The sequence below is a fragment of the Vibrio hepatarius genome, assembly GCF_011806575.1.
GTDB lineage: Bacteria > Pseudomonadota > Gammaproteobacteria > Enterobacterales > Vibrionaceae > Vibrio > Vibrio hepatarius_A.
This window is the reverse complement of the sequence record NZ_JAATOO010000010.1, coordinates 82,007-95,308: the sequence shown is the minus strand read 5'-3', so window position 1 is coordinate 95,308 and position 13,302 is coordinate 82,007. Positions and strand designations below refer to the sequence as shown.

Sequence of the window (13,302 nt, the reverse complement as noted above, 5' to 3'; positions counted from 1 at the left end):
GAAAGGTAACCTATGGTTCAGCAAAATAGTGGCAAGCCTGGTGCAACAGGATTGACACGCGTTATTAACGCAACCGGATATTCTATGAAAGGGCTAAAAGCGGCCTTCCAACACGAAGCCGCCATTCGTCAAGAGTTGGCCCTGTTACTCGTTGCAATTGTTGCTGTCGCTTGGTTACCACTGCCTGTTATCGAAAGTATTCTGATGCTAGGTGTGGTGGTGTTAGTGTTAATTGTTGAGCTTCTCAACTCAGCGATCGAAGCGGTTGTCGATAGGATTGGTCCTGAAAGACACGATCTCAGTGGGCGCGCGAAAGACATCGGCTCTGCCGCTGTGTTTGTTGCGTTAAGTTTCGCTGCCTTCACGTGGCTGTATATCCTCTACCATCAGTTTGTCGCGTAGCCAAACATATCTTTAGACATTCAGGAGTGAAGATGGTTAGGCAATTGACTAAAGACAATCTTCGTATTTGGTACGACGCGGAGCTACTGAACGAGCCTGCTGAGCAAGCTTTTGATATCGATTTCTGGCAACAGAATGATGCCGTGATAGGAAGCGCGCAAGGTAGGGGAACTACTTGGTTTATTCAGACTCAAACCATTCAAGCTGCGTTGAGACATTATCGACGTGGTGGGCTATTCGGTAAAATCGTTTCAGACCAATATTGGTTCACTGGTTGGGAAAAGACCCGCAGTTACGCCGAATTTACGCTTTTGCAGGCTCTGGCTGAGGCGGGCGTTAATGTTCCGCGGCCGGTCGCTGCGCGAGTCGAGCGATGTGGGTTGTCCTATCGAGCTGATTTACTTAGCGAAAAGATTTCCGATGCGAAAGACCTCGTCAGCCTGCTGGAAGAACAACCACTAACGAAAGATCAGTATTATGCGGTCGGTCGTGAGATCGCAAAGATGCATCAAGCTCAAGTGAACCATACCGATTTGAATATCCATAACCTGCTACTAGATACAAGCGGACGTGTTTGGATTATCGATTTTGATAAGTGTTACCAACAAGCTGGCTCAGACTGGCAGCAACATAATTTGGATAGGCTGCTACGCTCGTTTCGTAAGGAACTGAAGAAGCGCTCTATTCACTGGCAAGAGGATGAATTCCAACATCTGCTTGCTGGATATAACCAATAATAATTAAACCATAATTGCACTGTTACTTTCAGTGAAGTCTTGCTATCTCTTAGGAATTGAAATGCCTTTTAAACAAAAACTACATGCGCATGGCTGGTTTATTCTGGTCAACGCGCTCATCGCGATCGCGATAGCTAGCCGGTATTTTGCTTTTTTGCCGGAATTTCCGTCTGACTTGTTGGGCGTAACATTCATCCTAGCCGGAACACTCGGGCAGATGACACTTCTTGCCGTTGTGATAGGTGGATTAAGTTTCCCAGCGTTGCTACTGCCTAAAGGTGCGAGGAATATCGCACAGGCTCTCATTGCTTCTATCGGCTTGGCAGTCCTATTTATTGATACGATTGTCTACGCTCAATACCGTTTCCATATCAATGCTGTGGTGATGGAGTTGGTGTTGTCGGGTCAGGTAGTGAGCTTCCCTCTTGTTACTTGGTTGACGGTAATTGGGGCAGTGGTTGCTTTACTGGCTGGACAGTGGTGGTTGATTCGCTGGTTGGAAGCTGGCGCTCCTATTCGCTCTTTGAAATTAGGCCGTAAGTTCGCGTTACTGACTTTTGCTGCGTTACTGATTACAAATGTCATTCATATCTGGGCTGCTGCCCACGCCTATCAACCTGTAACTATGGTGAAGCGATACTTGCCGCTGTTTTACCCAGCAACGGCCAACGGGTTTATGGAAAAGCAGGGCTGGTTGGATAAAGAAGCCATCGCGCAGCAAAAGGCGATGAGCATTAAACCGAAGAGCGACCTAAATTACCCGCTTAACCCGCTAGAGTTTAAAGAGGTGAAGCAACCTACCAATATTATGCTAATAACGGTGGATTCATGGCGTGCAGATACATTTAACGCTGACAATACGCCTTATATGTGGCAATACGCGCAAGAGGGCGTAATCTTCCAAGACCATATCGCGACGGGTAATGCAACGCGTACGGGCATCTTTGGTCTGTTTTACGGTATGCCCGGTACTTATTGGCACGGTTTTTTAGCCAACCATCGTTCACCAGTGTTTGTTGATAGGTTGCAGCAGTTGGATTATCAGCTAGGTTTATTCTCTGCTGCGAAACTGACCAGTCCAGAGTTTGACCAAACCGTGTTTGCGAACGTACCGAATATTCGCGTCACATCCGAAGGTAACTCACCATCGGCTCGTGATAAGCGCCTCACCGATGATTGGGCAGAATGGTATGACAACCGTGATAAAAACCTGCCAGCGTTCTCGTTCTTATTCTACGATGCACCACATGGTTATGATTTCCCAGACGATTTTGCACACAAGTATGAACCGATGATTCCTCGTGTGGACTACTTGGAGTTAGATAACAATAGCGATCAAGAGAAGTTCTTTAATCGCTATAAAACGTCGGTGCGTTATGTCGATACTCAAGTAAAACGTGTTTTGGATAAGTTGAAAGAAACAGGTGACCTAGAGAACACGGTTGTGATCATCACTGGTGACCACAGCCAAGAAATGAACGACAACAAGCAAAACTTCTGGGGTCACAACGGCAACTTTACTCGTGCTCAGACCCAAGTTCCGTTTGTGATGTTTGGCGCTGGAATCGACAAGAATGCACTTACTCAAAACGCTTCTTACACCACTTCACACGAAGATGTCGTCCCGACGCTAATGAAGAACTACTTAGGTGTTACCAGTGATATTCCAGACTACTCTACGGGCGTGGATTTGTTTGGTGACCAGGTAGAGCGTGATTGGATGATGACTTCAAGCTATAGCGCATACGGCATTATGTATGACGATACGATTATCGAAGTAAACGGAGCTGGCCAGTCGCAGATCTACGACAGTACTTATCGTCCTAAGAATGACGCAACAATGAATTATCAATACGTCCAAGAAGCACTAGAAAAGATCAGCCGATTTAGGAAGTAATTGTAATAAAAAGCCCTTCTAACAAGGTTAGAGGGGCTTTTTCTAACTTGCGTGATTAAGGATTCTTGCGGCTATTTCGTTAGTAATTAGTAAACCTGGATGGTCATCATCAAAATAGAGTGGCACCTTATCTCTAACGGCGTAGCACTGATTCTTATCACAGAAGAAGTCTCTTATCTCAATGTGCTGTAATCCCCGCTTAAAATTTGATTGAGAGATAAATGAATAAAACAGCTGATTTCGCTCTTCGTAGTATGAAGTCGTGACAGATGGGATATTCGTTAGGTCTTTGTTTTGTATATACGCTTGGTCAACAAGAGCTTTTATACTGATTCCCATTTCTGGAACTGGCATGAGTAAATACACTTCTTTTCCTTGATCGAGAAGAGTATCAACTGTGAGTTTTAGTGAATGTAGTACTTGCTCTCTTCTTTCATCTGAGTAGTCATTGGGTAATTCTGGGTAAGAATCTTCATTTCTACCAAACAAATGATCAGAGTATCGGTATGCAATGACGACTTTCTGTATCTGATTCGAGGATGCCACAAAATCTACAACATCGTTTGTCCAGCGAGCACAGTGGCTGAAGCTTTCTGCTTGCTTATATGATGGTGGGCAATTGGACATCGTAAACTGGGTTAAATCTTTATCTATCTTGTTTAACTGGTTCGCTAATGAAAACGCCAACTCTGAAGCGTGACTGTCACCAATAACAGCCCACTCGGGCTCCATAGTAGAAAAAGTACAGGCATCACTTGGTTGTTGCCCTGTATATCTACTGATATGGCATTTAGAACGTAGCGGGTTCATTTGAGTGCTTTTGTCTAATTTTTCATACAGCGCTACAAGTTCAGGGTTTAAAGTACTCCTTGCTGGAAAGCCTTCTTGTTCTGCGATGAACTTGGTTGTACCGACCAAAATTAGCACTACCCACAACGGCTTACATTTAATCAACAGGTGTTTAGCGGAGTGTATGTTTTTAGTGAGTCGAATTTGTTCTACGGTATGGTAACTGAGCCCACCTAACAATACGCTCAAGACAATTCCAACAAGTAGCCACGACGAAGAGTGTAAGTTCAGTTTGTAGAAAAGCACGACCACAGGCCAGTGCCATAAGTAGATCGAATACGAATATAAGCCTATCTTTTGGATAACATAAGAGTCACTTACCCGGTTGTTCTGGTTTGCCCATAAAATAATGAGTGCGCCGAGAGTAGGAAACAACGTTATCAAACTTGGCCATACGTAATCCTTATTTATGACAAATGTAGTGCTTAGAATTAGCAGCCAACCTACATATGCAGAGCAGTACTTCTTCGGTTTATAGAGAACTGCCCATGAGCCGATAAGCATCTCCCAAGCGCGAACTGACAACATAAAATAGCCGTTTGTATCACCAACAAACGAAAGGTATCCGCAGTAACATAAACTGATTAGTAGTAATGTATTGATTGCGAATATAAGGCGAGATCTAGAGAACAGTTTTAATACGATGCCAATAAAGAGTGGGTAAAGTAAATAAAACTGCCATTCGATAGACAGTGACCATGTATGTAGCAGCCATTTTTCTCTAGAGGCCGTGGCAAAGTATCCGGCTTCATCTAAATAGACTTGGTTTGATAAGAACGTCAAACTATATCTAGCATGTTTTGCTAGAGTTTCGTACTCTTCTCCAGCTAAATAGAACCAACCAAAGATTAATAACGCAATACACATGAATGCGAGTGCAGGAACTATGCGATTTAATCGCGATACGTAAAAAGTGATTAAAGATGAAAGAGTTATCTCATTTTTGTCGAGAATTATCTTAGTCATCAAAAAACCTGAGATGACGAAGAATACATCGACGCCAATAAAACCTCCAGGGACCCAAGTAGAATTAAAATGGTAAACGACTACCAAGAGTACAGCCAGTGCTCTTAGTGCATTGATATCTTTTCTAAACTGCATGTCTTTGGACTTGTAACTACATTGATGAGCTTTTTGTTTCAGGTACATTTCTAAGGTATATTGGACCCTATCTAGGAGTAGACGATTGCTCATGAGTTATTGGTAAGGCGTACAGTATAAATGAAAATTGCACTTGTTCACATGAGGCATGCAGAAACTGGCGGGACAGAGTTGTTTCTCAATCAGTTGTCTCGCTACTTAGCAGAGAAAGGGGAAGAGGTCACCATCATTTGCCGAACTCATGTTGATCCTACTCATCCGAATATTAAATTCGTAAAGCTAGATGGTTTTAGTTTAGGTAAAGCGCATCGTATTTGGAAATTTGCCAAGGATGTGGAGAGGCATCTGAGTAAGCACCAATACGATTTTGTCTATGGCTTAGGTAAAACATGGTCCCATGACATGCTGAGAATCGGAGGGGGAACACATATCCACTTTGTCGATTCGATGAAAAAAGGCAAACTAGCGTTTAAAGACAAAGTTGCTATTGCGATTGAGCGCAAAGCAATGGCGCAAGGTGCTTATCAACATGTTGTCGCAAACTCATATAAGAGTGCTACTGAAATACAAGAAGCTTACAGTGTGCCTGATGATAAAATTTCGGTAATACACAACTTTGTCGACACTAATCGATTCTCGCGAGAAAAGTACAAAAACGTTGTTGCTGAATTAGTGCTGAGCATTGGTATTGATAGGGAGAAGCCTGTCTTTTTGTTCTTGGGTTCAGGCTATAAACGAAAAGGGCTCACAGAAGCGCTGACTGCATTTTCTATGCTGGACTTTCCAGCGACTCTTCTCATTGTTGGGCGAGAAAATCATGAAGAAGAATATAAAGAATATGCTCGCTCTTTAGGTATCAGTGATAACTGTTATTTCTTAGGCACTCAAACCAAGCCCGAGCATTATTTTTCTATTGCAGATTGTTACATACTGCCGACACACTATGAACCTTTTGGCTTTACCGCAATTGAAGCACTATCATGTGGTATTCCTGTGATTACGACAGAAAATTGCGGGGCGAAGGAAGTACTTAAAGAACATGTCTCAACAGTTGTTGGCTCAGATGTTAAACCTAGCGATCTGGCTTCGGCCATGACGTATTGGGCTACAAAAGTGAATGATGCCGAGTTAAGAAAACAATGCCGTGATCTTGCGTTAGACCTAGATGTCAGCGCTGTAATGGAAAAAAACTACCAGAAAATTCTTTCGGTTTATAAGTTAAAAAGTGGCGTGAATGCAAGTAAGTGATTTTAGCCAATGGGAAATCATTGGCCAAGGTACGGAAAGGGTGTGCTATAAGCATCCAGATAATCCGAGTCGTTGTATTAAAATAAGTAAAAAGAGCCAATCTAAACAAACCAAACGAGAAATCAAGTACCTAAATTATCTCAAGGCTAAGGGCGTGAGTTTTTCTCATATTCCTGAGTTTTATAATGTTATTGAAACACAGGACAGTATTGGGATGGAAGTCGAGCTTGTTTCAAATTTTGACGGTTCAAAAGCACTTAATATTAGACACTACGTAGAAGAAAATCATACTTCAGAGGATATTGCACAAATAAAGTTAGCACTGAAAGAGCTCAAAGGTAATTTACTAGAGAATAATATTATTCCATGTGATCTTCTGATGAGTAATTTATTGGTTACGAGACTACATAATGGGATAAAAATTATTCTTATAGACGGTTTTGGAACCGCTGATGCTATCCCGTTGGCAAATTACGTGAAATTCGTTGGAAATAGAAAAATCGAAAGGAAGTGGAGTAAGTTTATAAACAAATTCCTTACTCCCTGTATAGAACGAGTAACGTTTAAGTAATTAGTTATTCTTCCTGACCTTTAGTGAATACAAACCAGCAAGAATGATGGTATGTACATATAGCCCAAGAAACTTATGGTTATACGATTCAAACATACTGATAATGAACCAGAAAACGAGAAAACTATATAATAAGTAGCGTTCTTCTTTTCCTTGGTTATTTATAACGTTGATTAATATTTCCCGATAAAATACGACTAAGAATATTAGCCCCACTATGCCAAAGGCTACCCATACTTCAAGGTAATAATTGTGTAAATGACCAAAGCCTTGAAGCTTTGCTGTTTGAAACTTTTCAGCGGTTCTCGTTACATAAGGAATTGCGTTGAAGTCCGAACCTAAAATCGGCCTTTCTGCAATCCATTTGCTAGCTTCTAACCATGAGTTTACGCGTATACCTATACTTGTCATAGGGATGTTGTCCCAATTACCTTGGGTGAGCGTAGAAATAGCACTAGACTCATAGAAGACTCGCTGTTTCACTGAGTCTAATTGGAATATACCGATCAGAGTTACCGCTAGTAATGAATATGTGATTACTAGCTTTCTGATGTGTTTTGTTCCAACTAAAACGATAGGTGCTAGACTCAAAAGAACTGTTACTGCGAGCCATACCTGTCGGCTTTGACTGGCATATAATGAAAACAAGGCGAAAGCAATAGCAGAGCCGCCTAAAGCATATAGTGAAAGTTTTACTCGCTTTCTTTCATCTGGCAGTTTCGCGAGTATGTATGCGGTTAATATACATACAACAACAGATAGCATTGAGGTAAACTGAGCATTATGCATACCATAGTCAATTCTTTGCCCTGAAAGTGCGAGGGAAAGACTGTCGTTTGTATAAATATCATAGAAAGCGGTGCTAACGAAGCTTAAGATAAAGCTCGAGAAGAGGGCTATTCTTCTCAGGTTGCTTCCATCAATCCAAATAGCTATGAGAACGAAAAGAAACAATGATGAAAGTGGTTTTAAATCGGGGGAGCTTTTCGCAAATTCAGGTACATAAACTAATGCATGAGCCCAACTGATTACTTGTATTAGTATTGATATTAAAGCTAACCAAAAAATACTCTTATTATAATTTGAAAAATTATAATACAGGGCAGGTAACGAACCAAATATAATTATGTTTTTGAATAAGTCACTGATCTCTAATCGAGGCAATGCTGTTACTGTATAAAGTATGCATGCAACAAATATTGCTAGACTGTATTTTTTTGAAGTAAATAGACATTTTGTTTGTTGTTTTAAATTGCTTGGCATTGTTAGGAAAACTCAATATTAAAGTGATCAATAACTTTCTTTGCTTGGATGTCGTTTTGATTGTTATTAACGTTTTTCTTGTTGAGCCCAATATCTTGATTAGACTCTAAATGTAAAAATCGAGACACAAACTTTCGATCATCAGAAAGCTTACGTCTGTCTATTCCATATTTTAGTGCGACAAGATTAAACCATATGTCATCAGCAGTAGGGCAAAGGTTTAAAAACTCTTTCGGCTCTAATGTCTCTTTAGGGAAAACACCAGCTGGAAACAGTGTGCCAGCGCCAGTTGTTAGAAATGTCTTACTTCCATTATTCAGATAAGAGCATTCTTTAGGCCAACTCTTGTACGGTAGTAAGGAGTTATCTTTAACTAACACTTCATGAGCCCTAGTACCAATAATGCATTGAGGATAATCTAACTTCTCTTTGACGAGCATCTCGATCATGTCATGCGGGTATAGTAAGTCATCATCAACGGTGATGACGTCTGCGTTGGGCGCGAGTTTTAACGTCGGGACAAGCTTTTTGTAAGAACGGTAGTTAGGACAGAATCGAACTTCCAATCCTCGGTCTTGCTGAAGTTTAAGTATTTCTGGAATAGTTGATTGAGAAAACTCATCCTCATCTAACCAAAGAATGATTCTATTTGCTTTAACGGTCTGTTCAGATAATGACTCGATAACTAGGTGGACATCATGGATGCGTTTTGAATAGGTTGTTAGACTGGCAATCAGCTCATGTTCACGCGCTACATCATTGTTAATTAAAGGCAAAGTACTATGAAGTGCTAGATTTTGTAAATATTGCGATCGGGTTGTGGTCGCAATAGTTTGTTCCACTTTACGCATTTGACGAAAGCTTTCATTTTTTTTTCTAAGTGCTTTTCTGATGCTTTTAATCATAGTTATTGAAAACCTGGTTAAGTGTTTTAGCGATTGGACCCGGAGAGCGATCTAGTAAAGGTACATCGATCTTCTTTGCATTTAGTAGTGTTGCCACCACGTTACATAGATCTGAAGGTGAGTGTAGAACCGTTATCGCTTTTTGTTCATGCAGATCATCGACAATTTCTTGAAAGTTATAATAACTGTTTCCTGTAATAGTAGGGACGTTTAATGCTAAAGGTTCGAGAACATTGTGACCTCCGACCTTATCACCTAATAAACTTCCTCCCATAAAGCATACATCTGCTGCACCAATCAGTGTTAGCATCTCACCCATGGTGTCCGCTAAATAGACTTGCGAATCACACAACTCAGAGCAAGAAGGGTTATCTGTACGTCTTTTGGTTAGAAATCCTTCGTTCTGACACAGTGCATATACTTGATCGAATCTCTCAGGGTGTCTTGGTACTAGTATTAACAGTGCGTTTGGTTGCGATTCAAGCAACGTTTTATGGGCAGATAAGACAATTTCATCTTCTCCTTTATGCGTGCTTGCCGCTATCCATATAGGTCTGTGGGACCCCAATTTCTCACGAAGTTCCTTAGCATTGTCTTTATCTATGTCAGATATGCTGATATCAAATTTAATCGAGCCAGTAACGAATAATTTATCTTCGGGTACTCCTAACTGTGCAAACCTTTCAGCGTCTTTTTCACTTTGGCACAAAACCTGAGTAATGTTACTAGCGATATGACGAAATAGTGGGAGAATTTTCGTGTAATTTCTACGAGACTTTTCTGATAGACGAGCATTAATGATTGTTATTGGTACACCAGCTTTGTTTGCGCAGTGAAGTGTATTGGGCCAAAGCTCAGTTTCAATAATGAGTAACTGAGTTGGTCTGATGGTTGCGATAAATTGTTTGATTGCGAAGCTAAAATCTAGCGGCATATATCTGTGCTCGACAAGTTCACCCAGCTTCGCAATTTGTTCGGCTCCTGTCGATGTGGTCGTTGTCACTACAATGGGGAGCTCTGGAAACTGCTGCTTGATCGATTTAATCAGTGGTGTCGCAGCGATACTTTCACCCACAGAGACGGCGTGTATCCAAATAGGTGGTTTACTATTGCTCAGTTTCGGAGTAACACCAAAATGCTCTTTCCAACGAGAACCAAAAGAAGGTTTATTCGCTCTTGGCTTATACAAACCATAGAGGAAAAATGGCGATAATAGTATCAGTATAAATGTGTAGACGACTCTAATAATCACGACAGCTACTTCAATTTATCAACGACTTTATTAGGCGATAAGTCTTTTAGACATTTCAAATGTCCGAGTGGGCATTCTCGTTTAAAGCACGGACGGCATTCAATGTCTGTATTCACAATGTCTACTTTTTCAGCCAAAGGTGGTGTGTATTCCGGTGATGTTGAACCATAGACACCAATAACATGGCAGCCAACTGCAGCCGCAACGTGCATTAAACCTGAGTCATTGCTCACTACGCTATTACATGCCGATAGTAAGTCTACCGCCTCGATTAGAGACGTTTTACCCGCTAGGTTATGGCAAGATGCTTTTTGTGAATCTGATAATAGATTACGAATCGCATTCGTCGTTTCTTCATCTTTAGCTGATCCAAACAGCCAAACTTGATGCCCCCGCTCAATCATCTCAGACGCAACTGTAGCATAGTGATCAGCAGGCCACTGTTTAGCTGGCCCGAATTCTGCACCAGGACAAAGTCCTAAAACTGGTACTGTCCGATTTAGTCCAAACTTAGCGAGTGTTGAGTGTTGAGTATTTTCATCAATAGCTAGACGAGGCTTTGGTAACGTAGGTAGTCCGCCAAGGGATGCTGAGTTCTGCATTTCACTCTTAGAGTGTGCTAGCGCTACGTAACGTTCGACCATATATTGAAAGTCATTCTTGTTTGGTCGTAAGTCATTAAGCAAGCCGTATCTCATTTCGCCTTTCCAGCCAGTTCTGACCGGAACTTGGGCAAAAAACGGGATAAGAGCTGATTTAGCGGAATTTGGTAACACAAACGCATGAGTGTATTCTCCTTTGCGGAGTTCTTTACCAAACTGCCTGCGTCCAAGAAAGTTAAACTCGCCATGCCCAAAAGGCATTTCTATTGCTTGGTTAACTTCCGGCATCCGCTCTAGAATAGGCTTGCACCAAGCGGGAGCAATGACATCAATGATCGCCTCAGAGTCTTGTTGCTTTAGAGTTGTATAGAGTGACTGTGACATCACCATATCACCGACCCAAGATGGGCCGACTATCAATATTTTTTTCACATTGCTTCTCTTAATTCATTTTATGCGTTATTGCGAAGCTTTCTATATGGGTTGCTCCCATCCTCTTGAGTTCGAAGCAAGCGTAATATCCACATATACTGGTGAGGTTGTTTCCCAACGAAATGCTCAATGGCTTCATTCATTGCTCTAGCATCCGCAATCTCAGTCTCTTGTAACTCGAGTGGTGGCATGAACTCAATGGTGTAGTGACCATTGTTAGGGTCAATTGATGCAAAAGTTGGAATGACCTTTGCCTTTGATAGTTTGGCTAACTTAGTTAGCCCTGGCAGCGTTGCTTTGGTTGTAGCAAAAAAGTCAACAAACTCACTTAGCTCTGCTCCATGGTCTTGGTCTGGCAAATAATAGCCTAAGTAGCCTTCTTTAATGGATTTTATAAATGGCTTGATGCCACCAGAGCGCTCATACACACGTCCACCATACTGAACGCGTTGACGATGCATAAGCCAGTCTGTCACTGGGTTTTTCTGCTTTTTCGCCATTGCAGACACTGGTAGCCCTTGAGATGCCAGAAGTACCGCTGGGATGTCTATCGCCCATGAATGAGGAACGAGAAGAATGACATTTTCGCCGTTGTCTGTAGATTGCTTTAAATAATGCTCATTTTGGAAGTGGCATTGTTGTTGCAACCATTGAGATGAGCGCAATGAGAGCAACCCGAATCGAAGCATAAACACACCAGCAGTATAGAGAGTTTTATATACCAACTCCTCGCGCTGTTGTTCGTTGAGTTCAGGAAAGCATAGAGATAGGTTTACTCTGATATTATGAGTCGCACCGCGCTTCTTTTTTGCGAGTTTGCGTGCTACCTGATGAGACAACCACTGGTGAAACCCTAACGGTAGCAGTGATAGGGGAACAGAGAGTAAAACTCCAATCCAGGTTCCCCAATATTTTGGTGCAAGAAAACCCCACTCGAAAGTAGGGTTATAAGCTTTGGGGTCAAAATCGTTTCGTTTATCTGTCATAAAGCGCAACGGTGTGGAACACCTTATCGATTAATTATCTTCATGTATTCTGCCACGCCTTCGGCAACAGATTTAAACTTATGGTCACACCCTGCCGCACGTAACTTAGTTAGGTCTGCTTGGGTGAACTCTTGGTATGCCCCTTTGAGGTGTGCTGGGAACGGAATCGTTTCAACAGAGCCTTTACCATGATAGTTAATCACAGCGTTAGCGACTTCATTGAATGACTCTGCATTGCCTGTACCAAGGTTAAAAATACCTGAGACACCATTTTGTAGAAACCATAAGTTGACTGCAGCGACATCACCCACATAAACGAAATCACGTTTGAAGTGCTCACTGCCTTCAAAAAGTTTTGGATTCTCACCCGCGTTCATTTGGTTGTTTAGGTGGAATGCGACTGAAGCCATTGAACCTTTGTGCTGTTCACGAGGGCCGTAAACATTAAAGTATCTAAATCCCGTTACCTGAGATAAGGTTTCACCGTGTTTTTCAGCGTCTTCCCAGACTCTGCGCACATAGTTGTCAAACTGCTGTTTTGAGTAACCATAAACGTTCAATGCGCCTTCGTATTGTGTTTCTTCAATGAAAGTATCTGTTTCACCGTAAGTGGCTGCCGAAGAGGCGTAAAGGAATGGAATTTCTCGGTCTAAACAGTAGTGAAGTAATTCTTTTGAATACTCATAGTTATTGAGCATCATGTACTTGCCATCCCACTCTGTGGTAGCAGAACAAGCACCTTCATGAAAAATGGCGTCAATCGGGCCTAAGTTTTCACCTGACATGATTTGTACTAGGAAATCATCACGATCCATGTAATCGGCGATATCGAGATCAACTAAATTCTGAAATTTCTTACCATTTTTTAGGTTGTCGACGACTAAAATTTCATTGATACCTTGTTCGTTTAGAGCCTTGATGATGTTGCTGCCAATCATGCCGGCGCCGCCAGTTACTACTATCATATTTATCCCCAGAACTAAGAGTAACAATTGGTGCTACTATACCATGGTTGCATGTGCTGTCATAGAAAGTGGTGAAGTATGAAGGGAGTAGT

12 protein-coding genes are annotated in these 13,302 nt (G+C 41.7%); 5 read left to right on the top strand and 7 right to left on the bottom strand.

What is annotated here, in order from left to right:
- Positions 1-12 precede the first annotated feature (12 nt).
- From HCZ42_RS10180 to HCZ42_RS10170, 3 genes are all read left to right on the top strand, one after another.
- The gene (locus tag HCZ42_RS10180; RefSeq protein ID WP_167420603.1) at positions 13-402 is read left to right on the top strand and encodes a diacylglycerol kinase; all 390 of its coding nucleotides are present in this window, start codon (positions 13-15) and stop codon (positions 400-402) included.
- Positions 403-434: 32 nt separating this feature from the next.
- A complete protein-coding gene (locus tag HCZ42_RS10175; protein WP_167420602.1) occupies positions 435-1,139 on the top strand; it encodes a 3-deoxy-D-manno-octulosonic acid kinase in 705 nt (234 codons plus the stop codon).
- Between the two features lie 61 nt (positions 1,140-1,200).
- Positions 1,201-3,036 carry a DUF3413 domain-containing protein gene (locus tag HCZ42_RS10170; protein WP_167420601.1) on the top strand — a complete coding sequence of 612 codons (1,836 nt, stop codon included), beginning with the start codon at positions 1,201-1,203 and terminating at the stop codon, positions 3,034-3,036.
- 42 nt (positions 3,037-3,078) lie between these two features.
- Here HCZ42_RS10170 and HCZ42_RS10165 read toward each other — a convergent pair whose 3' ends face one another.
- On the bottom strand, positions 3,079-4,986 hold the full coding sequence (locus HCZ42_RS10165; RefSeq protein WP_167420600.1) for an acyltransferase family protein: 1,908 nt from the start codon (positions 4,984-4,986) through the stop codon (positions 3,079-3,081).
- Between the two features lie 120 nt (positions 4,987-5,106).
- Here HCZ42_RS10165 and HCZ42_RS10160 point away from each other — a divergent pair, with 120 nt between their 5' ends.
- On the top strand, positions 5,107-6,234 hold the full coding sequence (locus tag HCZ42_RS10160) for a glycosyltransferase family 4 protein (protein ID WP_167420599.1): 1,128 nt from the start codon (positions 5,107-5,109) through the stop codon (positions 6,232-6,234).
- Positions 6,221-6,805, top strand: coding sequence for a YrbL family protein (locus HCZ42_RS10155; protein WP_167420598.1), 585 nt, complete (start codon positions 6,221-6,223; stop codon positions 6,803-6,805). The genes HCZ42_RS10160 and HCZ42_RS10155 overlap by 14 nt, the downstream gene beginning before the upstream one ends.
- Here HCZ42_RS10155 and HCZ42_RS10150 read toward each other — a convergent pair whose 3' ends face one another.
- From HCZ42_RS10150 to rfaD, 6 genes are read right to left on the bottom strand one after another with little or no spacing between them, the layout of a single operon-like run.
- Positions 6,806-8,068 carry an O-antigen ligase family protein gene (locus HCZ42_RS10150; RefSeq protein ID WP_167420597.1) on the bottom strand — a complete coding sequence of 421 codons (1,263 nt, stop codon included), beginning with the start codon at positions 8,066-8,068 and terminating at the stop codon, positions 6,806-6,808.
- A gap of 2 nt (positions 8,069-8,070) precedes the next feature.
- Entirely contained in the window at positions 8,071-8,973 is a 903-nt protein-coding gene (locus HCZ42_RS10145) for a glycosyltransferase family A protein (RefSeq protein ID WP_167420596.1), read from the bottom strand.
- Positions 8,966-10,225: a lipid IV(A) 3-deoxy-D-manno-octulosonic acid transferase gene (gene waaA / locus HCZ42_RS10140; protein WP_167420595.1), complete on the bottom strand. Its 1,260-nt coding sequence runs from the start codon at positions 10,223-10,225 to the stop codon at positions 8,966-8,968. The genes HCZ42_RS10145 and waaA overlap by 8 nt, the downstream gene beginning before the upstream one ends.
- 5 nt (positions 10,226-10,230) lie before the next feature.
- Complete coding sequence (gene waaF / locus HCZ42_RS10135; protein ID WP_167420594.1) at positions 10,231-11,259, bottom strand: lipopolysaccharide heptosyltransferase II; 1,029 nt, start codon at positions 11,257-11,259, stop codon at positions 10,231-10,233.
- 20 nt (positions 11,260-11,279) lie between these two features.
- The gene (gene lpxM, locus HCZ42_RS10130) at positions 11,280-12,245 is read right to left on the bottom strand and encodes a lauroyl-Kdo(2)-lipid IV(A) myristoyltransferase (protein ID WP_167420593.1); all 966 of its coding nucleotides are present in this window, start codon (positions 12,243-12,245) and stop codon (positions 11,280-11,282) included.
- Positions 12,246-12,268: 23 nt separating this feature from the next.
- Positions 12,269-13,210 carry an ADP-glyceromanno-heptose 6-epimerase gene (gene rfaD / locus HCZ42_RS10125; RefSeq protein WP_167420592.1) on the bottom strand — a complete coding sequence of 314 codons (942 nt, stop codon included), beginning with the start codon at positions 13,208-13,210 and terminating at the stop codon, positions 12,269-12,271.
- Between the last annotated feature and the right edge of the window lie 92 nt (positions 13,211-13,302).

Coding starts and splice junctions, on each gene's coding strand:
- HCZ42_RS10180 (WP_167420603.1), top strand. CDS start 13: ATGGTTCAGCAAAATAGTGGCAAGCCTGGTGCAACAGGATTGACACGC.
- HCZ42_RS10175 (WP_167420602.1), top strand. CDS start 435: ATGGTTAGGCAATTGACTAAAGACAATCTTCGTATTTGGTACGACGCG.
- HCZ42_RS10170 (WP_167420601.1), top strand. CDS start 1,201: ATGCCTTTTAAACAAAAACTACATGCGCATGGCTGGTTTATTCTGGTC.
- HCZ42_RS10165 (WP_167420600.1), bottom strand. CDS start 4,986: ATGCAGTTTAGAAAAGATATCAATGCACTAAGAGCACTGGCTGTACTC.
- HCZ42_RS10160 (WP_167420599.1), top strand. CDS start 5,107: ATGAAAATTGCACTTGTTCACATGAGGCATGCAGAAACTGGCGGGACA.
- HCZ42_RS10155 (WP_167420598.1), top strand. CDS start 6,221: ATGCAAGTAAGTGATTTTAGCCAATGGGAAATCATTGGCCAAGGTACG.
- HCZ42_RS10150 (WP_167420597.1), bottom strand. CDS start 8,068: ATGCCAAGCAATTTAAAACAACAAACAAAATGTCTATTTACTTCAAAA.
- HCZ42_RS10145 (WP_167420596.1), bottom strand. CDS start 8,973: ATGATTAAAAGCATCAGAAAAGCACTTAGAAAAAAAAATGAAAGCTTT.
- lpxM (WP_167420593.1), bottom strand. CDS start 12,245: ATGACAGATAAACGAAACGATTTTGACCCCAAAGCTTATAACCCTACT.
- rfaD (WP_167420592.1), bottom strand. CDS start 13,210: ATGATAGTAGTAACTGGCGGCGCCGGCATGATTGGCAGCAACATCATC.